Origin of the sequence: Virgibacillus halodenitrificans, from assembly GCF_001878675.1 — a bacterium.
In the GTDB taxonomy this organism is placed as follows: Bacteria; Bacillota; Bacilli; order Bacillales; family Amphibacillaceae; genus Virgibacillus_Q; species Virgibacillus_Q halodenitrificans.
On the sequence record NZ_CP017962.1, the window covers coordinates 1,868,895 to 1,889,412 of the forward strand.

Here is a 20,518-nt window from a genome sequence, read left to right on the forward strand (position 1 = left end):
TTTATGTCTCAACAACAATCAAAAGAAGAACGTGTACATCATGTCTTTGAAAAGATCTACAATAAATATGATGCCATGAATTCCATTATTTCTTTTCAGCGCCATAAAGCTTGGCGAAAGGATGTAATGAAACGAATGCAAGTTGAAGAAGGTGCTATGGCACTGGATGTTTGTTGCGGAACCGGAGACTGGGCTATTTCACTTGCTGAAGAAATTGGTACCTCTGGAGAAATAATAGGACTTGATTTTAGTGAAAATATGCTATCTGTAGCTAAACAGAAGAAAGAGGAACACAATATCAAGCAACTTCAGTTCATTCATGGTAATGCAATGGAACTGCCTTTTAAAGATAATACGTTTGATTACGTTACGATCGGATTTGGCTTAAGGAATGTTCCTGATTACCTGACAGTTTTACAAGAAATGTATCGGGTAGTTAAGCCCGGTGGCAAGGTTGTTTGCTTAGAAACCTCCCAACCGGAATTGATTGGTTTTAGACAATTGTATTATTTTTATTTCCGTTTTATAATGCCTGCCTTTGGCCGGTTATTTGCCAAAAGCTATAAAGAGTATGCATGGTTACATGAGTCCGCAAAGAACTTTCCTGACAAAAAAGAGCTTAAAAAGATGTTTTTGGAAGCAGGATTTTCAAAGGTGGATATAAAAAGCTATACAGGTGGAGTAGCTGCCATGCATATGGGCTTTAAAGAATGACTAAATGCAAAAAAAGTTATTCAGAACAGACATTTTCTATGAAATAAAAGGTGACCCACATGAAATTAGCTAAAACATATGGATACTTAAAAAAGGACTTAGATTTAATTGAGCAATCAATTAATAAAGTAATACAGGCCGACCATTCTGTATTGCGTGAGGCTTCTACTGAATTATTGAAAGCGGGCGGGAAAAGAATCCGTCCTATCTTTGTGTTGCTATCCGGTCGTTTTGGGGAATGTGACATAGAACGGCTGCAAACAGTTGCAGTGACCCTTGAATTGATCCATATGGCTACATTAGTACATGATGATGTAATTGATGATGCAGACATACGAAGAAGTCAGCCTACAATAAGAAGGTTGTATGGAAATCGGATAGCTATGTATACTGGAGATTATATACTAGCGAGAGCCCTAGAGGAGATTACTACATTAAATGATATTGCCATTCACCGCATTCTTTCAAAAACAATCGTGGAAGTATGTGTGGGCGAGATTGAGCAAATTAAAGATAAATATAATTATAATCAGGGATTAAGGGATTACTTACGAAGAATTAAAAGGAAAACAGCTTTATTAATTGCTACCAGTTGTCAATTGGGTGCTTTAGCAGCAGGGGTATCCAGGAAAGATGCGAACCGACTTTATCAATACGGGTATTATATAGGCATGTCTTATCAAATTATTGATGACATTTTAGATTTTACTTCTTCGCCAAAAGAACTTGGTAAACCTGTTGGAAATGATTTATTGCAAGGGAACATAACATTACCTGTGCTATTTGCAATGGAAGATGAATCTTTTAATTCGAAGGTAAAGAATTTGTTTAGCCAGAAGGAAGAGATAACTGAAACAGATATACAACCAATTCTGTCTCATCTGCACTCTACAAATGCAATTGAAAGATCTTATGAGATGAGCAATCTGTATTTAGAAAAGGCACTTCACATGTTGGATAAAACTCCTGAAAAGAAAGCAAAGAGTACATTAAAAGATATTGCTAAGTATATTGGTAATAGACGGTCATAATTTATTTGTTATTTTACGGAAGTTTTGGTAGAATTTTATCGAGTAAGAGAAGTGAAACTAGCCTAAGTCGATTAAACGTTGGTACTGGCTATCGCTCATTTTTAGCTTATATTACATAGAAGAGGTGTAGATTATGGAAAAAACATTCTTAATGGTAAAACCAGATGGAGTACAACGCAATTTGGTAGGAGAAATAGTTAAACGTTTTGAATCAAAAGGATTTAAATTAGCTGGCGCTAAACTTATGGTTATTTCTGATGATTTAGCTAAAGAACATTATGGAGAACATAAAGAAAGACCATTCTTTGGTGAGTTGGTCGACTTTATTACATCCGGCCCTGTATTTGCTATGGTTTGGGAAGGTGAAAAAGTTATCACTACAGCTCGCGATATGATGGGTAAGACAAATCCATTGGAAGCTGCTGCTGGTACTATTCGTGGAGACTTTGGCATGACAGTAGGGAAAAATGTAATCCACGGATCAGATTCACCTGAAAGCGCTGAAAGAGAAATTAATTTGTTCTTTGATAACAGTGAGTTAGTTTCTTATGAAAAACAAGACAGCTCTTGGATTTATTAATTTTCATAGCAAGGAATGCTATATATCATTGCAAGCCTCCGTTTTAAGCGGAGGCTTTTATTAAGAAATAAATTGTGGTTTGATTGCAAATGTTAGGGAACAATTTCTAACTAGTACATTCATAGTAGGAGTAAACTGCGATGTAACTTTATTAATGAAAAGCTCAGTGAAATATTTGAGGAGAAATGCCCCATTGATTTGCGTTTCAGGCGGACGCTTTCACACCTCCGGGTACAAGTGCGACATCTGCTCGTTATCCGCAGTGTCTTCTTTGCCGCCCTCCACTCCAATCAATTCGTACACAGCATATCCTTCGTAGATATAATAGGAAATAGTAGCGAAGGGGGAATATGGAGACTCCTCGAAAATGAAAATACACATTTTCTTCGTGCGATGCCTTGCTGACGAAGCTTTCCTTGTCCTGCGGGAGGAGAGGCCTAGATGTGACCCCGGAACGCGTAGCGTGAGGAGGCTCATCAGCCGCCCGCGGAAAGCGGAATATTTCCCCGTAGCGGTGGATTTACGCAGCCTCTATATTCTTAGTTACGTCGCAATATATCTTTTTTGCGAATCAGTGAATAACACTAACACATATATATTAGAACCTAATTATTGGCCTTATTATAGCGGAGAGGCATGATGAAATGATAAGTGATTATGATGATTTTATTGCTGAAATAAAAAAAAGAATCGGTATAGATTTGAGTTTATATAAAGAAGCCCAAATGAAAAGGCGTATTATTTCATTGAGAAATAAACGAGGCTTCGCAAACTTTCATACTTACTATGAAGAATTGATTAATCAGAAAGAATTAATGAATGAATTTGTCGATCGCTTAACAATTAACGTTTCCGAGTTTTACCGGAACCCGAAAAGATGGCAAGTGCTAAAAGATAATATTATACCAGGGTTACTTCAACAAAAGAATAGTATTAAGGTTTGGAGTGCTGCTTGTTCCACTGGTGAAGAACCTTATTCAGTCTCTATTATGCTTAAGGAGCATTTTCCGGAAGCAAAAGCTGAAATTATAGCAACAGACATTGATGAAAACGTATTGCTTAAGGCAAAGGAAGGAATTTATGGCAAGAATGCATTAAAAGAGTTGCCTGCCGAAATCCTTAAAAAATATTTTATTGAGAGGGAAGGCCTCTATTCTGTTTCACCTACGATAAAAAGAAATATTTCTTTCAAAAAACACAACTTATTGGCAGACAGTTACCCAAAAGATGTCGATTTGCTTATATGCCGCAACGTTCTTATTTATTTTACTGACCAAGCGAAGGAAGAGATCTATATGAATTTTGGTAGATCATTAAATTCTAATGGGGTATTATTTGTTGGAAGTACAGAACAAATTTTTAGCCCAAAAGATTATAAACTGCAATTACTGGATACTTTCTTTTACAAGAAAGAAGGAAATGTGATTCAAGTATAAACAGCTGGGAGAATTTTTAAGAGACCGAACTTTATTCGAGGTACTATATTTCGAATTAGTTCGGTTTTTTTATGTAAAAATATACTAACTAACATCATCTTCTATGTACGAACATCCATGTTTAGCTTAAATGCCTATTTTACGTTAGCATGTGTACAAATAAAAATACTGAAATACTGTATACGCTTACATTTGACAAGTAATAAAAAAACATGATAAATAAGTTGCTTTTTTCTAAATTTTATCCCAAAATGAAATGAACTTATGATATAGTTATTAGAAAAAATTCAAAAGGAGAATGTTCATTGCGTTATTTAACAGCAGGGGAATCCCATGGAAAAAAACTAACTACAATAATTGAAGGTGTACCAGCTCGCATGCCTCTAGTTAAAGAAAACATCAATGAATCATTATTGCGCCGCCAAAAAGGTCACGGACGCGGAAAACGAATGCAGATCGAAAAAGATCTTGTGGAGATAACCAGTGGTATTAGACATGGATCCACATTAGGCTCGCCAATTACTTTAGTAATAAACAATGATGATTTTAAGCATTGGGTGGATATTATGGGAGAAGATCCTATCGAAGCTGATGCAAAAATCAGACGTGTTATAACCAGACCCAGACCAGGCCATGCTGATCTAAATGGTGCTATGAAATATGGACACCGAGATATTCGTAATGTGTTAGAACGATCGTCTGCCAGAGAAACAGCAGCACGAGTTGCAGCAGGTGCTGTTGCAAAAACATTATTAAAGCAATTAGATATCGAAATTTCTGGCTATGTAAAAGAAATTGCCGGAATTGAAGCAAAGGAAGTAGAAGAGCTTAGCATTAAAGATAGGCAGACAATTTCTGAAGATTCGCCAGTGAGAGTTTTGGATAAAGATGTAGAACAGGAAATGATGGACGCGATAGACCAGGCAAAGCAAGAAGGCGACTCAATTGGTGGAGTTGTTGAGGTTTATGTAGAAGGCATGCCTGCGGGTGTGGGATCATATGTCCATTTCGATCGAAAATTAGATAGTCGCATTGCTGGCAGTGTCGTGAGTATAAACGCCTTTAAAGGTGTAGAATTCGGTCTTGGATTTGAAGCTGCCAAAAGAAATGGAAGCAAGGTACATGATGAAATTGCTTGGGATGAGGAGATAGGCTATTATCGTAAAACAAATCGCCTCGGGGGTTTCGAAGGTGGTATGACAACTGGGATGCCAATCGTTGTAAAGGGAGTAATGAAACCTATTCCTACGTTAATGAAGAGACCGTTGCAAAGTGTCGATATCGAAACTAAAGAGCCATTCAAAGCTACGGTGGAGAGATCAGATGCATGTGCTGTCCCTGCAGCTGCTGTAGTCATGGAGCATGTCGTAGCGTTTGAACTAGCTAAAGCTATAACTGAACAATTTCCAAGTGATCAATTTCCTACTTTAAAGAAAGCAATTGACGATTATCGTGAAGAAATAAGGTGTTTTTAATGGATGAGTTAATAATTAACTCGGAATTACATCAATATAAGATAATGATTGGCAACAGAATTCGTTACGATATTAATACATTATTGCCAAAAACGTACTCTACCATTCTAGTTATTACAGACGATAAAGTCGCAGAAAAGTATCTAAGTGAAGTTATGAGTAACCTGCAGGCTGAGAACATATTCACAAGCATTATCCCAGCTGGTGAACAATCAAAAAGTTTTGCTTTATTTGAAAAACTGCATACAGAAGCTCTTACATATGGGCTGGACAGAGAGTCACTGATTATAGCTCTGGGCGGAGGCGTCGTTGGTGATTTAGCAGGTTTTGTGGCAGCAACTTATATGCGCGGTATTGATTATATTCAAATGCCTACTACTATTCTTGCACATGACAGCAGTGTCGGAGGGAAAGTCGCTATTAACCATCAGCTTGGAAAAAACTTGATTGGCAGTTTTTATCCACCAAAAGCTGTATTGTATGATATTGATACATTATCAACTCTGCCAAGGTCACAAGTTCGTTCCGGGTATGCTGAACTTATAAAAGAAGGTCTTATAGCGGATGAAGAACTGTTCCAGTCTATTCTAAGCTCAGATTTAATGAGTCTTTCTCAAGATCAGTTACATAATCATATACGGTCTGGTATAAAAATAAAAGCTGCCATTGTAGAGGCAGATGAGAAAGAAAAAGGTATGAGAAAGTATTTGAATCTTGGACATACGCTAGGCCATGCTTTGGAAACTACGTTGGGGTACGGGGTATTAACACATGGGGAAGCTATTGGCATTGGTTTATTATTCTCTATGTACGTAAGTGAATCTGTTTATACGATAAAATTACCTTATGAGCCTTTATATAGATGGTTATTAAACAATAACTATCCTTTGTTCTTAGAGCAACTCCATGTTAATGATTTAATTACATTAATGAAAACAGACAAAAAAACATTGAATCACCACATTCAAATGGTGCTGCTTAAAAATGTAGGTGAACCAGTTATAAAAGAAATAAGTGATGAGGATATGAGTAGCTATCTAAAACAATTTTTAAGAAAGCTGGTGATAGCATGACGAGGGGTTTGCGAGGAGCAACATCTGTTTTAAGTAATGAAGAAGGACAAATAATTGCTAACACAAAAGCATTGTTCGAAGAAATGGTTAATGCAAATGACATTGAAGCAAATGATGTTTCACATGTATTTATCTCTGTTACCAAAGATTTAAATGCAGCTTTTCCTGCCAAAGCACTTCGTGAATTACCTGGTTACACTTTTGTTCCAGTAATGTGTATGACTGAAATAGATGTGCCTGGCAGCTTGCCAAACTGTATACGCATTATGATGGTAATCAATACGGAAAAAGACCAACAAAATATAAAACACATCTTTCATAATGAGGCAGTAAAGCTACGTCCAGATTTAGTGAAGAACAAGAGGTGAAGAGTCAATGGAGGGGAAACCGGTTTTAGAGCAGCTTTCCGCATACAAGCCTGGGAAACAAGTAAAGGATATTCAGAATGAATACGGACTGTCTCGAATTGTAAAATTAGCATCCAATGAAAATCCATATGGATGTTCTAAAAAGGTAGAAACATTTTTAACAGACAATATAAAGGAATTAAATATCTATCCGGATGGAAATGCCGGAGAATTGCGAAAAACAGTTGCTGATAAATGGCAGGTGACAGAGAGTCAGTTAGTATTTGGTAGCGGATCTGATGAAATTGTTCAAATGCTGTGCCGTGCCTTTTTGGCACCTGGATTGAACACTGTTATGGCCACACCGACTTTTCCTCAATACAGACATCATGCTCTTATTGAGGGGGCAGAGGTAAAGGAAGTCCCTACGATTGAAGGTAAGCACAATCTAGAGCAGATGCTTCAAATGGTAAACGAAAATACAAAGATTATGTGGCTTTGCTCACCTAATAACCCAACTGGTGGCATTATATCAAAGAACCAACTTCACGAGTTTATGCTAAAATGCCCAAAACACGTACTTATCGTATTAGATGAAGCATACTATGAATATTTGTCTAAAGAGTTTGATCCTTCTGCGATCACATTACTATCTCAACATAAAAATCTAATTATTCTCCGGACGTTTTCAAAAGCATATGGACTAGCTGGTTTACGAGTTGGTTATGGTATAGCAGATGAATCGGTTATTTCGAAGTTGAATGTTGTAAGAGGGCCTTTTAATACATCATCCATTGCTCAAAAGGCAGCAGTTATTGCTATTCAAGATGAGTCTTTTCTAGATGAAACATTGGGATATAATGTGGAGGTCAAGCATGACTTTGAAAAATTCTTAGACCAAATAAAATGGGGTTATTACCCTACAGAAACAAATTTTATCTTAGTTAAGACTCCTATAAGTGGTATGGAAGTCTTTGACTTCTTGTTAAAAAGAGGGTTTATAGTTCGACCTGGTGAATTGTTGGGCTGCCCACAGACTGTTAGAATAACACTTGGACAAAAAGATGACATGAAGGAACTGCAAAGGATTCTTCATGAGTTGGAACAGCAAGTGAGCAAGGAGCGTTAAATTTTGAAAAAGACAATTGTTATTGCAGGATTAGGATTAATTGGTGGTTCAATAGCTAAATCTATTGTCTTATCAGCTGATAATCATGTAATTGGTTATGATGTAAGTGAAGAAGTAATGAACTATGCTTTAGAAAATGGAATAATTAACGAAGCAGCAACAGAGTTCCAAAAGGATGCCGTTAGAGCTGATTTTATTATACTAGCTGCGCCTATTACTCAAACCATCTATCTATTAAAAGAGTTAAATGGTCTTACATTTAATAAAAAAGTAATTGTATCAGATGTTTCCTCTGTAAAGAGTAATGTCATGCGTATAGCTGATACGTTAACAAACAAACACATTACGTTTATTGGTGGACATCCTATGGCTGGCTCTCATAAAAAAGGTATTCAGGCAGCAAGAGGGCATTTGTTTGAAAACGCCATTTATGTATTGACTCCTTCCGTTTACGCAAATAGTGAAGATACGTATTTACTTCAAAATCTATTAGTAAATACGAAAAGTAAGTTTGTCATATTAAATCAGACAGAGCATGATGAAATGACTGGGGTAGTTTCTCATTTTCCACATTTAATAGCATCTTCTCTTGTTCATCAAGCAAGAAAATGGAACGACATGCATTCATTTTTACCTAATCTGGCAGCAGGAGGGTTCCGTGATATCACAAGAATTGCTTCAAGTAACCCTACAATGTGGCAGGATATTTTTTATCATAATCGCTATAAAATGTCACATTTGCTTGAAGAATGGATTAAGGAAATGCATTATTTAAAAAATTTACTTGATGATAATAATAAAGATGAGATGATTACATATCTAAACGAGGCAAAGCAATTTCGAGACGGATTGGGTGTCTCAGACAAAGGAGCTATTCCTTCCTTTTATGATATTTACGTCGATATTCGAGACCAGGCTGGAGCTCTTGCGACTGTTACCCAATTGCTTGCCAGTTACAGAATTAGCATAAATAATATACAGATACTTGAGATAAGGGAAGGTATAAATGGTGCATTACGTTTAAGTTTTTCAAGTGAGGAAGCACAGAAAAAGAGCGATCAGGTATTACAAGCTAATGGCTATGAGACCATGATAGAGAAATAATTAGAGATCCTGTTATGTTTTATAATGATTGAAGGACAGTTTATATTGAAAAACATAATTAATAACTTAGGATGTGAAAGAAATGAGTGAGGTTATACTAAAGCCTGTTAAAACACCTGTTTCAGGAGAAATTCATGTCCCCGGTGACAAATCTATATCACATAGATCCGTTATGCTGGCATCGTTAGCAGAAGGGGAGACAACAGTGACCAACTTTCTTGATGGAGAGGATTGCATGCGCACTGTCCAAGCTTTTCAAAAAATGGGTGTCGAAATAAAAAAGCAAAATACAACACTTACCATTCAAGGAAATGGGATAGCTGGCCTTAAAGAACCGGAAAATCCGTTGTATTTCGGTAATTCCGGAACAACAGCAAGATTAATGATTGGACTTCTGGCAGGATTACCACTATTTACGACCATATACGGAGACTCTTCGCTTTCCAAACGTCCGATGGATAGAGTGATAAAACCATTACGACAAATGGGCGCAGTAATTGATGGTAGAGAGAAAGGGAGCTATATACCTTTATCACTTAGAGGTTCAAAATTGCAAGGTATTGATTATGTAATGCCACTGAAAAGCGCCCAAGTTAAATCAGCTGTTTTACTTGCAGGACTACATGCAGAAGGGGCAACAAAAATTACGGAACGAACAAAAACCCGTGATCATACAGAAAATATGCTGAAAGCTTTTGGAGCATCTATTAAAACAGAAGGAAAGCAGGTTACTATAACAAATGAAAAAACGTTAGTAGCTACTGACGTACACGTACCTGGAGATATTTCTTCAGCTGCTTTTTTTATAGCTGCAGCACTAATCGTACCAGGAAGTAAATTAACATTAAAAAATGTTGGGTTAAATCAGACACGAACAGGTATTATTGATGTGCTGATTTCTATGGGGGCAAACATTCAAATTAGGAATAAGCAAACAATTAGTGGGGAGTTACTAGGGGATATTATTGTTAGTTATTCAAAATTAACAGGTACGACAATTGGTGGGGAAATAATTCCTCGGCTTATTGATGAAATTCCTATTCTTGCATTAATTGCTACTCAAGCCGAAGGAACTACCATTATTAAAGATGCAAAAGAGTTACGTGTTAAAGAGACTGATAGAATTGCCGCAGTCGACGACGTCTTATCGACCCTAGGTGCAACAATTGAGCCAACTGAAGATGGGATGAAAATCCATGGAGAAGCAAAATTACATGGTGGCAAGGCTACATCATATCATGATCATCGGATTGCTATGATGGCAGCAATTGCATCCTTGATTGCTGAAGACGAGGTCGTTATTGATGATATCTCTTCAATATCTATCTCTTATCCTTCCTTTTTTGAAGATCTGAAAAAAATTAAATAATATAAGAAAGAATCTGTACTTGTTACAGATTCTTTCTTATTTGAACATGTATTTAATTTTAGTTATGATTAAAATCATGTTAATTGAAATTAAACGCTAGGGGTGTGGAGAAAATGGAAAAAATTATGGAAGCAGTAAACCTGATGGAGAGCAATCAGACTGAAAAAGCTATTGAAGTACTGGAAGATTACCTGCCTCTTGCTGACGAGGAAGAGAAATATACGATTGCGGAATTATACATGCAGTGGGGGTATTTGGAGGAAGCAAGCACGATACTTGAAGAATTAGTACAACAGTATCCAGGTGAAACTGAATTGGTAGTAACCTTGGCAGATGTCTACATTGAATTGGATAAAGATGAGGCAGCAATGGGATTATTAAACAATATAAAAGAGGATGACCCAGCATACGTACAGGCATTGATTCAGTTAGCAGATTTATATCAAGCTCAAGGACTGTTTGAGGTTGCTGAACAGAAGCTATTGCAGGCAAAACAATTCGAGCCTAATGAACTCATTATCGATTTCGCTTTAGGGGAACTGTTTTTTTCTATCGGTGAATATAGAAAGGCTGCAACCTTCTACGAAAAAGTACTTCCAAAAGAAAAGGAAATTGCTAACGTTTCGATTAATGACCGGTTAGCTGAATCGTATGCAGCAGCAGGAGAATATGAACTTGCACTTACTTTTTACCAAGATATTGAGAGCGAAAATCCAGATACATTGTTTAAATACGGAATTACTGCATCCCAAGCAGGACGTAAGGATATTGCAATTAAGGCATGGGAGCATGTTATTGAAATAGATATCTATTATCATACCGTTTACGTACATCTTGCAACGGTTTATGAAGAAGAGGGAATGTTGAAAGAAGCATATGAAACAGCTAAAAAAGGAATTAAAATAGATGAATTTAATAAGGAGCTGTATTTCGTAGCTGGAAACTTGGCACATAAGTTGGATCAAAACCAGGATAGTGAGCAATGGGTAAGAGAAGCAATTGCATTAGACCCCGATTATAAGGAAGCAATATTATTTTTAATAGAATTATTAAAAAAACGAGATGATTTTGCAGGGATTATTGATCTGCTTAGCGAAATAAAGAATACTGGAGCAACAGATCCTTTATACGAATGGGAGCTTGCTAGAGCATATAATGAAATTGAAAAATTTAAAGATGCATTAAATCACTATAAAGAAGCATACAATAATTTAAACCAAGACAGTGACTTCTTGAAAGAATATGGTTATTTTCTATTAGAAGAAGGGAGGAGCAAGGAAGCAACAGAGGTATTTAGAGCATATCTTCAGTTAACTCCAGTGGATGACGAGATTGAGGAATTTGTTGAGAGACTGGAACAAGCTGAAGAACAGTAAATAAAGGGAATTCTATCTGGTTTGTTGAAATAAAACATAATAGAATATAAAGGAGGCCATTAAAAAATGCAAACTCCTGTTTCTGTCCAGGACAAAAAGAGTTTTATACAGTGGTTTCTAAATCATTATCAACTTAAAAAGCGGGAAAGTGTTTGGATTTTAAATTACTTAGTAAATCATAAAGATGTTCTGGCAAATGTTCATTTTGTAAGAGAAGCGAAATTTTGTCCACGTGGTATCATTATGACAAGCCATTGTTCAGAGGAAACACCTTTTCGTTTTTATAAGAATCAACTGGTTACCACAGATGCTGAGAAATCTTTTCATGATATTCGTTTGAACCAAGAAGATCCATTATACTTACAGTTGAATTTTAAGAAATCCTATCAAAATGCTTTCTATGTTTCTGTGCTTGAAGAAAATCCTTATATTCCAGATGAATATTTTATAACAGAGAAAGACCAGCAACAAGCTGAACTATTATTGGAAAAGTCCTTATATGAATACAAATTGACTCATATATTAGGTGAAATTGATCGGGCATTAGATGAAAATAATCAAGAAAAGTTTACTCTTTTTACTAATAAGTTACTTAAACTAAAGGAAGAATCCAATCAACCTAAATTGCTAAGGCAATAGGTTGATTTTTTTTGATCGCATAAGATAAACTTATGTGTAATGTAATAATTTTTTTAATTTGTTAAATACTAGTTAAGAAGGGTTGATAAGTATGAAGTGGAAAAAAGCTGACTTGCAACAGTATGTTCAGGCAAAGGAGTATATCGACACAATAATTTTACCTTTAGCACCATTTCAGTTTTCAAATGATACTGACTTAGAAAAAATGTCATTTCAACATGAAGTCCTTACACTGCTATGCTCTGAAATTGAAAAAGAATTGACTGGAAGATTGTTATTAACCCCTATATATAATTACGTGAAAACTGCCGAAAAAGAGATGGAAGTACAAAGAGTGAATGGCTGGGTTAATAATCTTCAAGCACAACCGTTTTCACATATATTCTTTATATCATTTGATTCCTCTTGGAAAAAAGTAGAGAGTCAATTAAACGGTACCTTGCTTTGGATTCCTGGCATCCAATCAGGGGACTTGCAATCTGCAGAAATGCACGGAGTAATAAAAGATCAAGTAGAGCAGTTAACAGAGTTTATGAGGTCTTATTGGTAGGTAATTAATTGATTCTATGTCTTTTTAAGAACAAATTTGATAAATCATTGACCGAATTACCAGTTTGCGCTATTATGGTAATGTCCTAGTAATCTGATTTTAATTTTAATGTCCGTGATTATCGTAAAAGAGGGGGGAAAATCATGAGCGAAGAAAAGCAACAAGTATCCCGTAGACAATTTTTAAATTATACGCTTACAGGTGTCGGGGGTTTTATGGCAGCGGGTATGCTTGCTCCAATGTTACGTATGGCTGTTGACCCAGTATTAAAGGAAGAAAAACACGGCGGTCTAATAAATGTTGGACTAGCAGTGGAAGATATTACAAACGAACCACAGCGTGTTGACTGGAAAATTGATCAGGTAGACGGCTGGTATGAATCTCAAGTCAGCAGATCTGCTTGGGTATTTAAAGATGACAATGGGGATATACAAGCTTTTTCCCCAATATGTAAGCACTTAGGTTGTGTAGTATCATGGGAAGGAAGCGATCAATATCCAAACCAATTCTACTGCCCATGTCATGATGGACGCTATTATAAAGATGGGACAAACGTACCTGGTACACCACCATTAGCTCCACTGGATGTTTATGAGCAGGAAGTCAAGGATGGAATGTTATTCCTCGGAGAACCACAATTAAGAGAGGAGGCGTAATCAATTATGCTGCAGAAAATGTATGATTGGATTGATGATCGAATCGATATTACGCCTATATGGCGCGATATTGCAGATCACGAAGTTCCGGAACATGTTAACCCTGCCCATCACTTCTCTGCTTTTGTATACTGTTTTGGGGGATTAACATTTTTTGTTGTCGTTATTCAAATTCTTTCTGGTATGTTTTTAACAATGTACTATGTACCAGATATTGAAAATGCTTGGAAATCCGTTTATTATCTTCAAACAGAGGTTGCTCATGGACAAATTGTTCGTGGTATGCATCACTGGGGTGCAAGTGTCGTTATCGTAATGCTTTTATTACATACTTTACGTGTGTTTTTCCAAGGGGCATATAAGAAACCGCGGGAACTTAACTGGATGGTTGGAGTCCTGATCTTCTTTATTATGCTCGGCCTTGGATTTACTGGTTATTTACTTCCATGGGACAATAAAGCCTATTTTGCAACTCAGGTTGGTCTTGAAATTGCCGAACAAGTTCCATTTATCGGCGGTGATTTAAAAACATTGCTAGCTGGTGACCCGAATATTGTTGGTGCTCAAACGCTGACTCGATTCTTCGCAATTCATGTGTTTTTCTTGCCGGGTGCTTTATTTGCTCTACTAGCAGTGCACTTTATATTAATACGTAGACAAGGTATTTCTGGACCATTATAAAAAGGAGGGGAAAGCTGTGCATAAGGGTAAAGGTATGAAGTTTGTCGGAGATTCCCGTATCTCTGCTGAAAGGAAACCGAATATACCAAAAGATTATTCTGAATATCCTGGTAGAACAGAAGCTTTCTGGCCTAACTTTTTATTAAAAGAATGGTTAGTAGGGGCAGTATTCTTAGTAGGATTCCTAAGTTTGACAGTTGCTCACCCTTCACCACTTGAAGGGATGGCCGATCCTACAAATGCAGCCTATATACCATTGCCGGATTGGTACTTCTTGTTTCTATACCAATTATTAAAATATGAATTTGCCAGTGGTACTTTTAGCCTTATAGGTATAATTGTATTACCTGGTTTAGCGTTCGGTGCACTTTTACTTGCACCATTTTTAGACCAAGGACCAGGTAGGAGACCACATCAAAGACCGGTTGCTGTAGGAATGATGCTCCTTGGTCTAGCTGCTGTTATGTGGCTTACTTATGAATCTTCTTCACATGTGGATTGGGAAACAAGAGCTGAAGCGAATAAGCCTATTCCGCCATCTGCAATTGAAATTGATAAAGAAGATCCTGGCTATGCTATATACGAAGGTAATTGTATGTCTTGCCATGGTGAAGATTTAACAGGTGGTCCGGCAGCTCCAGCACTTATTGGAACTGAACACTCTGCTGAAGAGATTGCAAAAATTGCCCAAGAGGGTATTGGCAGCATGCCTCCAGATCAGTTCCAAGGAACAGATGAAGAACTTAAACAGTTAGTTGACTTCATTGTTTCCGTAAACGAAGGAACAGAATAAGATACTAACTCATACACCTTCACCCACGAATGGGGTGAAGGTGTTTTATTACCTGAAAACCTAGTCTCGATAGGAAAGGGTGAACTTATGATTAGATACATATTAACAGACAGGAAATTTTTAATCTTTCTTTTTATTGTAAACTTAGTCGGAACGATATATGGATATATCTGGTATGAGAGTCAATTGAAAATTACTCCTCCAATCTTTATGATTTTTGTACCTGATAGTCCTACGGCAAGTCTTTTTTTTACTATATTTTTACTTCTTTTTATTTTCAAAAAGCACTTTCCTTACATAGAAGCACTTGCCATAATTACTTTATTTAAATACGGAGTTTGGGCGGTTGCGATGAATGGGCTTACATGGTTGGTACAGGGCGACTTAGGCTGGCAAGGTTATATGTTAATTGCTTCACATGGAGCGATGGCGATTCAGGGGTTATTGTACGCCCCTTATTATAAAATTAAACTAAGACATATAGTTGTTGCTGGAATATGGACACTTCACAATGACATCATTGATTACGTATTTGAAATGATGCCAATCTACTCATCACTTACTTCATATATGAATGAAATAGGTTACTTTACATTCTGGCTAAGCATTATATCCATTATTATTGCTTATCGATTAACAGTTACAAATAATAAAAGATAAATATCCGTTTTCTTTGTTATATAACGCCGACTCGTTACATATATTGTAATAGAATATGTATATTGAGGTGATCTCTATGGCAGGTTGTAAAAGAATTACACTTCTTTGGTTAATTTTCTTCAGCATAGGGATTATTTTTAGCTCTTACTTTTTTCCACTACAGGTAAAAGCTGAGATCCAACTTGGTACCACTGTTGTAGACACACAAAGTAATGGTCTGGGACTACTTATCTGGACTGTTATAATAGTTGGTGGGTGTATTGGTATTACATTATCTTACGTAAGTTGGAGAAAATATAAAGGCGAGAAAAACAAGAAAATGCAAAAGGACGATTTAGTTGACTAATTACTTGGATTTGACTAAAATTGACCTATAGATATTTTATTCTAATAATGGAGGAATGCAAAGGTGTTAGGTGGATTAGGTGGGTATATAATATATATTGCCCTTTTAATGATTATTCCAATCTGGGCTCAATCGAAAGTAAAAAACACGTACAATAAATACTCGAAAAAAGCAACTTCTTCCCAAATGACTGGTGCACAAGTAGCTAGAAAGATACTTGATGACAATGGTTTGTATAACATTTCTATTGAAGAAACAAAAGGGATGCTCTCCGATCATTATGACCCTAGAAAAAAGGTAGTGAGGCTATCTACTGGAAACTTTCACGGTCAATCGATGGCCTCTTCTGCTGTTGCGGCTCATGAAGTAGGACATGCTATCCAAGATGCAGAGGAATATGCTTTTCTTAGATTTAGAAGTGCTCTAGTGCCAGTGGCAAGTTTCGGTTCAAATATATCTTTCTTTTTAATCTTAGCGGGTATTTTCCTGCAGATGAGTAATTTACTGCTGTTTGGTATTATTTTTATGTCAGCTGCTGTTTTATTCCAATTGGTAACATTACCAGTAGAATTTGACGCTTCGAGCAGAGCTATGACACAGCTTGTATCAACAGGAGTTATTAGAAATAATGAAGAACGGGAAACGAAGAAGGTATTGAATGCCGCTGCAATGACATATGTTGCAGCAGCCTTGGTAGCTGTAGCAGAATTAGTACGTTTTATACTAATTTACTTTGCCGGGAACAATGACTAAAAAACAGAGGACGTCGAGGTCCTCTGTTTTTTAATTTTCGTGTAACGGATTCTTATTTTCATCCAGAGTAAATCCTTCTCCTAATACATCATGTACAGTGCTTACAGCTACAAATGCATGTGGATCTATAGAATTAATTATACTTTTTAATCTGACAATTTCATTTCTGGCTACAACACAATATAACACATCTCTCTTTTCTCCCGAAAAACTGCCTCTTCCTTCAAGAACAGTCACTCCTCGATCCATTTCTTTAAGAATCTTTTCAGCAATATCATCACTTTGACTTGAGATAATTGTTGCCCCTTTTGCCGAATAAGCTCCTTCTTGAATAAAATCAATTACTCTTGCACCAATATATACAGCGACAAGGGTGTACATTCCCTGAACCAGATCTAGTATAACGAAGACAGAAGTTGTGATTACTATAAAATCGAATAAGAACATCGTCCTGCCCATGCTCCACCCAGCATATTTATTAACAAGTCTAGCTATAATATCTACGCCGCCTGTAGTACCTCCAAAGCGAAAGATTATTCCGAGACCGACCCCTATAAAAACACCGGCAAATAGTGACACTAATGTCATATCAGATTCGAGCCCCAAGTTAAATTGATTTGCCTGAAAAATACTTAGAAATACAGAAACAGCAATTGTACCTATTATTGTATATAAAAAAGTATTACGACCTAGAAATTTCCAACCTATAAAGAATAGTGGTATGTTTAATAAAATATTGGTAATGGCAGGATCCCATTCCCATAGAAAATATAACAAAAGGGTTATACCTGTAAAACCACCCTCACTTAAGTTGTTCTGCATATTAAAGTGAACAATTCCAAAAGAAAAAATAGCAGCCCCTAATAAAATAAATACAATGTTTTTAATTTTTAAGCCAAACAGCATTCGTAATACGTACCTCCCAACATTTAAATGTGGTACTTCGGCATACTTTTATCATTATAATCAAAATTGCATGATAGAACAATAAAATCCTTTTATCAGAATAAAAAATTTGTCAAAACCCGCGTGATTAGCTACCATAAAAACAGGTACATAATCGGAAAGCTTTTATAAGGAGGAAATATGACTAATCAATCCATATATACTACACAAGAAATACAAAAAAGAGTCGATCAATACATCTCTCAGTTTAAAGAAGGATATTTCTCACCGCTTAGTTTGATGGCAAGACTTACAGAAGAAGTAGGTGAATTGGCGCGAGAAGTTAATCATTATCATGGGGAAAAACCTAAAAAGAAAACAGAAAAAGAGAAAACCGTTGAAGAAGAGCTTGGGGACATTATATTTGTACTGACCTGCTTTGCAAATTCATTACAAATTGATCTCTCTGAGGCATTTGAAGCTTCGGTCAGTAAGATAGAAACAAGAGACAAAGATCGATGGACTAGAAAATAATTCTACTAATTTGATGAGAGAGGAAAATGGATAATGAGTATAAATATTATAATTGCAGGACCGCGTGGGAAAATGGGTGGAGAAGCCGTACGAATGGTAAATAAAGAAAAAGATTTTAAACTTGTAGCATGTATTGATCGTAAAAATGGCGGGAAGCAAATATCTGATATTGAAGGACTTCCAGAAATAGATGTTCCGATTTATGAAAACCATGAGCAATGTTTTAAAGAGATAAATGCTGATGTGTTTATTGACTTAACTATCCCTGAATCAGGTTACTTACATACCAAATCTGCTCTTAACCATAATATGCGTCCGGTTGTAGGCACAACAGGTTTCACTACAGAACAGATCGAAGAATTATCTGAGCTTGCAAAGGAGAAAGGCTTAGGATGTCTAATTGCTCCAAATTTTGCAATTGGAGCTGTTCTGATGATGAAATTTTCACAAATGGCAGCAAAGTACTTTTCAGATGTAGAAATTATCGAAAAACATCACGATAATAAGCTTGATGCTCCTTCTGGAACAGCTATTAAAACGGCAGAGCTTATTAAAGAAACAAGGGACTTAAAACGACAAGGACACCCGAATGAATCAGAAACCATACAAGGTGCAAGAGGTGCAGTTACTGACGGGATGCATATTCATAGTGTGCGTTTACCTGGACTTGTTGCACATCAGGAAGTGATGTTCGGAAGTGCAGGGCAAACCTTGACTATCAAACATGATTCCATAAATCGTGAGTCTTTTATGGAAGGAATAAAACTCGGCATCGAAAATGTCATGGAACGCAAAGAACTTGTTTACGGATTGGAAAACTTACTGTAGGAGAGATACTATGAATATTGCTTTAATCGCACACGATAAAAAGAAGCAGAAGATCATTGATTTTAGTATTGCATACCAACACATTTTGAAAAAACATCATTTATTTGCTACAGGAACAACTGGGACAATGATTATGGAGGCAACAGGTCTAAATGTACATTTATTTCAATCAGGACCACTCGGAGGCGATCAACAGATAGGGGCTATGATTGCCAATCAAGAAATGGACATGGTGATCTTTTTTAGAGATCCTCTAACAGCTCAACCACATGAACCTGATGTAAGTGCATTGATGAGACTATGTGATGTTCATGATATACCTTTAGCGACAAATATTGCTGCATCGGAAATTTTTATTAGGGGTTTGGAGCGAGGCGATCTTAGCTGGAGAAATATTGTGAAATCGAATAGAAAAAAGGATAAAGAGAAATGAAAAAAATAGGCATTACTTGCTACCCAACCGTTGGTGGATCAGGTGTTATCGCAACGGAGTTAGGCATGCTTCTTGCAGAGCAAGGACATCAGATTCATTTTATTACTTCTAGTATACCTTTCCGTCTTGACCGTATTTATCCACAAATCTATTATCATGAGGTGGAATTAAATCATTATCCGGTTTTTCAATATCCTCCTTATGATCTTGCACTAGCAACTAAAATGGCAGAGGTTATTGATGAGGAAAAATTGGATATACTCCATGTGCACTACGCAATGCCACATGCTATTTGTGCCATATTAGCGCGAGATATTGCAGAAAGAGATGTAAAGATTGTCACTACACTCCACGGTACCGATATCACTGTTCTTGGCATTGATCATACATTTAAAAAAATGATAAAGCATGGAATTGAACAATCGGATGCTGTTACTGCTGTTTCAAATGATTTAGTAGAACAGACTTACGAAATGCTCGATGTTCAAAAAGATATTTCTGTTATTTACAATTTTGTTAATGAAAAAGAGTATGTGAAAAAGGAATTACCTCATCTGAGAGAACAATATGGAATAAAAGCTGATGAAAGAGTAATCATTCATATATCTAACTTCAGAAAGGTAAAAAGGGTTGAGGACGTCATATATACGTTTGAAAAGATCCAGCATCATTGTAAGAGTAAGCTTCTGCTAGTTGGAGATGGGCCTGAATATACTTCTATTGTTCAGTTAGTAAAAGATCTTGGCATTAATGATAAGGTGCTTTTTCTAGGAAAACAAAAAAATATAAGTGATTTATTATCAATTTCCGATTTAAAGCTTCTACTCTCTGAGAAAGAAAGCTTCGGGCTCGTGTTACTTGAAGCTATGGCTTGTGAGGTTCCTTGTATAGGCACAAGGGCAGGTGGGATACCTGAAGTTATCGAGCATGGAGAGACGGGTTATCTCGTGAATATTGGGGATACTGAGCAAGCAGCTGCTTATGCTATAGAGTTACTGACGAACTCTGAAAGACTAGTGGAATTCTCGAATCGTTCATTAACACATGCTATGGAGCACTTTCATTCTAAAAAAATTGTCAGACAATATCTGCAATTATATAATAACCTTGGAAATGAATAACAGGT

The 20,518-nt window shown here is 36.5% G+C and carries 24 protein-coding genes; 23 read left to right on the plus strand and 1 reads right to left on the minus strand.

Translation table 11 applies throughout. The features are described 5' to 3' along the window. Nucleotides 1–3 precede the first annotated feature (3 nt). From menG to BME96_RS09910, 19 genes are all read left to right on the plus strand, one after another. Nucleotides 4–714: a demethylmenaquinone methyltransferase gene (menG, locus tag BME96_RS09820; RefSeq protein ID WP_019378372.1), complete on the plus strand. Its 711-nt coding sequence runs from the start codon at nucleotides 4–6 to the stop codon at nucleotides 712–714. A 59-nt stretch (nucleotides 715–773) separates the two neighbouring features. Then, nucleotides 774–1,745: a heptaprenyl diphosphate synthase component II gene (gene hepT, locus BME96_RS09825; protein WP_071648983.1), complete on the plus strand. Its 972-nt coding sequence runs from the start codon at nucleotides 774–776 to the stop codon at nucleotides 1,743–1,745. 133 nt (nucleotides 1,746–1,878) lie between these two features. Beyond that, nucleotides 1,879–2,325, plus strand: coding sequence for a nucleoside-diphosphate kinase (gene ndk, locus BME96_RS09830; protein ID WP_019378374.1), 447 nt, complete (start codon nucleotides 1,879–1,881; stop codon nucleotides 2,323–2,325). A 644-nt stretch (nucleotides 2,326–2,969) separates the two neighbouring features. Continuing rightward, nucleotides 2,970–3,761 (plus strand): CheR family methyltransferase, encoded by a 792-nt coding sequence (locus BME96_RS09835; protein WP_019378375.1) that lies wholly within the window; start codon nucleotides 2,970–2,972, stop codon nucleotides 3,759–3,761. Nucleotides 3,762–4,066: 305 nt separating this feature from the next. After that, a complete protein-coding gene (aroC, locus tag BME96_RS09840) occupies nucleotides 4,067–5,236 on the plus strand; it encodes a chorismate synthase (RefSeq protein ID WP_071648984.1) in 1,170 nt (389 codons plus the stop codon). After that, a complete protein-coding gene (gene aroB, locus BME96_RS09845; protein ID WP_071648985.1) occupies nucleotides 5,236–6,309 on the plus strand; it encodes a 3-dehydroquinate synthase in 1,074 nt (357 codons plus the stop codon). Before aroC ends, aroB begins: the two co-directional genes overlap by 1 nt. Continuing rightward, the gene (gene aroH / locus BME96_RS09850; RefSeq protein ID WP_019378378.1) at nucleotides 6,306–6,677 is read left to right on the plus strand and encodes a chorismate mutase; all 372 of its coding nucleotides are present in this window, start codon (nucleotides 6,306–6,308) and stop codon (nucleotides 6,675–6,677) included. The genes aroB and aroH overlap by 4 nt, the downstream gene beginning before the upstream one ends. Nucleotides 6,678–6,684: 7 nt before the next feature. Further along, complete coding sequence (hisC, locus tag BME96_RS09855) at nucleotides 6,685–7,785, plus strand: histidinol-phosphate transaminase (protein ID WP_071648986.1); 1,101 nt, start codon at nucleotides 6,685–6,687, stop codon at nucleotides 7,783–7,785. A 3-nt stretch (nucleotides 7,786–7,788) separates the two neighbouring features. Then, the gene (locus tag BME96_RS09860) at nucleotides 7,789–8,889 is read left to right on the plus strand and encodes a prephenate dehydrogenase (RefSeq protein WP_197035852.1); all 1,101 of its coding nucleotides are present in this window, start codon (nucleotides 7,789–7,791) and stop codon (nucleotides 8,887–8,889) included. A gap of 82 nt (nucleotides 8,890–8,971) precedes the next feature. Further along, nucleotides 8,972–10,258, plus strand: coding sequence for a 3-phosphoshikimate 1-carboxyvinyltransferase (aroA, locus tag BME96_RS09865; RefSeq protein WP_071648988.1), 1,287 nt, complete (start codon nucleotides 8,972–8,974; stop codon nucleotides 10,256–10,258). Between the two features lie 113 nt (nucleotides 10,259–10,371). Continuing rightward, on the plus strand, nucleotides 10,372–11,634 hold the full coding sequence (locus BME96_RS09870; RefSeq protein ID WP_071648989.1) for a tetratricopeptide repeat protein: 1,263 nt from the start codon (nucleotides 10,372–10,374) through the stop codon (nucleotides 11,632–11,634). Nucleotides 11,635–11,700: 66 nt separating this feature from the next. After that, nucleotides 11,701–12,273, plus strand: coding sequence for a ReoY family proteolytic degradation factor (locus BME96_RS09875; RefSeq protein WP_019378383.1), 573 nt, complete (start codon nucleotides 11,701–11,703; stop codon nucleotides 12,271–12,273). Nucleotides 12,274–12,364: 91 nt separating this feature from the next. Beyond that, nucleotides 12,365–12,823, plus strand: coding sequence for a DUF2487 family protein (locus BME96_RS09880; protein ID WP_019378384.1), 459 nt, complete (start codon nucleotides 12,365–12,367; stop codon nucleotides 12,821–12,823). Between the two features lie 143 nt (nucleotides 12,824–12,966). Next, nucleotides 12,967–13,479, plus strand: coding sequence for a QcrA and Rieske domain-containing protein (locus BME96_RS09885; RefSeq protein ID WP_019378385.1), 513 nt, complete (start codon nucleotides 12,967–12,969; stop codon nucleotides 13,477–13,479). A gap of 6 nt (nucleotides 13,480–13,485) precedes the next feature. After that, complete coding sequence (gene qcrB, locus BME96_RS09890; RefSeq protein WP_019378386.1) at nucleotides 13,486–14,160, plus strand: menaquinol-cytochrome c reductase cytochrome b subunit; 675 nt, start codon at nucleotides 13,486–13,488, stop codon at nucleotides 14,158–14,160. 16 nt (nucleotides 14,161–14,176) lie between these two features. Beyond that, complete coding sequence (locus BME96_RS09895) at nucleotides 14,177–14,953, plus strand: menaquinol-cytochrome c reductase cytochrome b/c subunit (RefSeq protein WP_071648990.1); 777 nt, start codon at nucleotides 14,177–14,179, stop codon at nucleotides 14,951–14,953. Nucleotides 14,954–15,040: 87 nt separating this feature from the next. Further along, entirely contained in the window at nucleotides 15,041–15,613 is a 573-nt protein-coding gene (lhaT, locus tag BME96_RS09900; protein ID WP_060678896.1) for a lipoprotein heptaprenylglyceryl N-acetyltransferase LhaT, read from the plus strand. A 76-nt stretch (nucleotides 15,614–15,689) separates the two neighbouring features. Beyond that, a complete protein-coding gene (locus BME96_RS09905; RefSeq protein ID WP_019378389.1) occupies nucleotides 15,690–15,959 on the plus strand; it encodes a sporulation protein YpjB in 270 nt (89 codons plus the stop codon). A 108-nt stretch (nucleotides 15,960–16,067) separates the two neighbouring features. Then, the gene (locus BME96_RS09910; protein ID WP_051002318.1) at nucleotides 16,068–16,712 is read left to right on the plus strand and encodes a zinc metallopeptidase; all 645 of its coding nucleotides are present in this window, start codon (nucleotides 16,068–16,070) and stop codon (nucleotides 16,710–16,712) included. A 30-nt stretch (nucleotides 16,713–16,742) separates the two neighbouring features. On the opposite strand, the gene BME96_RS09915 is transcribed toward BME96_RS09910, so the two are convergent. After that, the gene (locus BME96_RS09915) at nucleotides 16,743–17,618 is read right to left on the minus strand and encodes a YitT family protein (protein WP_019378391.1); all 876 of its coding nucleotides are present in this window, start codon (nucleotides 17,616–17,618) and stop codon (nucleotides 16,743–16,745) included. Nucleotides 17,619–17,798: 180 nt separating this feature from the next. Here BME96_RS09915 and BME96_RS09920 point away from each other — a divergent pair, with 180 nt between their 5' ends. From BME96_RS09920 to bshA, 4 genes are read left to right on the plus strand one after another with little or no spacing between them, the layout of a single operon-like run. After that, nucleotides 17,799–18,131, plus strand: a complete 333-nt coding sequence (locus BME96_RS09920; protein WP_019378392.1) for a nucleotide pyrophosphohydrolase — start codon at nucleotides 17,799–17,801, stop codon at nucleotides 18,129–18,131. Nucleotides 18,132–18,164: 33 nt separating this feature from the next. Next, nucleotides 18,165–18,959: a 4-hydroxy-tetrahydrodipicolinate reductase gene (dapB, locus tag BME96_RS09925; RefSeq protein ID WP_060678899.1), complete on the plus strand. Its 795-nt coding sequence runs from the start codon at nucleotides 18,165–18,167 to the stop codon at nucleotides 18,957–18,959. Nucleotides 18,960–18,969: 10 nt separating this feature from the next. After that, nucleotides 18,970–19,392: a methylglyoxal synthase gene (locus BME96_RS09930; RefSeq protein ID WP_019378394.1), complete on the plus strand. Its 423-nt coding sequence runs from the start codon at nucleotides 18,970–18,972 to the stop codon at nucleotides 19,390–19,392. Next, nucleotides 19,389–20,513, plus strand: a complete 1,125-nt coding sequence (gene bshA, locus BME96_RS09935; RefSeq protein ID WP_019378395.1) for an N-acetyl-alpha-D-glucosaminyl L-malate synthase BshA — start codon at nucleotides 19,389–19,391, stop codon at nucleotides 20,511–20,513. The genes BME96_RS09930 and bshA overlap by 4 nt, the downstream gene beginning before the upstream one ends. Nucleotides 20,514–20,518 lie beyond the last annotated feature (5 nt).

Coding starts and splice junctions, on each gene's coding strand:
- menG (WP_019378372.1), top strand. CDS start 4: ATGTCTCAACAACAATCAAAAGAAGAACGTGTACATCATGTCTTTGAA.
- hepT (WP_071648983.1), top strand. CDS start 774: ATGAAATTAGCTAAAACATATGGATACTTAAAAAAGGACTTAGATTTA.
- ndk (WP_019378374.1), top strand. CDS start 1,879: ATGGAAAAAACATTCTTAATGGTAAAACCAGATGGAGTACAACGCAAT.
- BME96_RS09835 (WP_019378375.1), top strand. CDS start 2,970: ATGATAAGTGATTATGATGATTTTATTGCTGAAATAAAAAAAAGAATC.
- aroB (WP_071648985.1), top strand. CDS start 5,236: ATGGATGAGTTAATAATTAACTCGGAATTACATCAATATAAGATAATG.
- aroH (WP_019378378.1), top strand. CDS start 6,306: ATGACGAGGGGTTTGCGAGGAGCAACATCTGTTTTAAGTAATGAAGAA.
- hisC (WP_071648986.1), top strand. CDS start 6,685: ATGGAGGGGAAACCGGTTTTAGAGCAGCTTTCCGCATACAAGCCTGGG.
- aroA (WP_071648988.1), top strand. CDS start 8,972: ATGAGTGAGGTTATACTAAAGCCTGTTAAAACACCTGTTTCAGGAGAA.
- BME96_RS09870 (WP_071648989.1), top strand. CDS start 10,372: ATGGAAAAAATTATGGAAGCAGTAAACCTGATGGAGAGCAATCAGACT.
- BME96_RS09875 (WP_019378383.1), top strand. CDS start 11,701: ATGCAAACTCCTGTTTCTGTCCAGGACAAAAAGAGTTTTATACAGTGG.
- BME96_RS09880 (WP_019378384.1), top strand. CDS start 12,365: ATGAAGTGGAAAAAAGCTGACTTGCAACAGTATGTTCAGGCAAAGGAG.
- BME96_RS09885 (WP_019378385.1), top strand. CDS start 12,967: ATGAGCGAAGAAAAGCAACAAGTATCCCGTAGACAATTTTTAAATTAT.
- qcrB (WP_019378386.1), top strand. CDS start 13,486: ATGCTGCAGAAAATGTATGATTGGATTGATGATCGAATCGATATTACG.
- lhaT (WP_060678896.1), top strand. CDS start 15,041: ATGATTAGATACATATTAACAGACAGGAAATTTTTAATCTTTCTTTTT.
- BME96_RS09905 (WP_019378389.1), top strand. CDS start 15,690: ATGGCAGGTTGTAAAAGAATTACACTTCTTTGGTTAATTTTCTTCAGC.
- BME96_RS09910 (WP_051002318.1), top strand. CDS start 16,068: ATGATTATTCCAATCTGGGCTCAATCGAAAGTAAAAAACACGTACAAT.
- BME96_RS09915 (WP_019378391.1), bottom strand. CDS start 17,618: ATGCTGTTTGGCTTAAAAATTAAAAACATTGTATTTATTTTATTAGGG.
- BME96_RS09920 (WP_019378392.1), top strand. CDS start 17,799: ATGACTAATCAATCCATATATACTACACAAGAAATACAAAAAAGAGTC.
- dapB (WP_060678899.1), top strand. CDS start 18,165: ATGAGTATAAATATTATAATTGCAGGACCGCGTGGGAAAATGGGTGGA.
- BME96_RS09930 (WP_019378394.1), top strand. CDS start 18,970: ATGAATATTGCTTTAATCGCACACGATAAAAAGAAGCAGAAGATCATT.
- bshA (WP_019378395.1), top strand. CDS start 19,389: ATGAAAAAAATAGGCATTACTTGCTACCCAACCGTTGGTGGATCAGGT.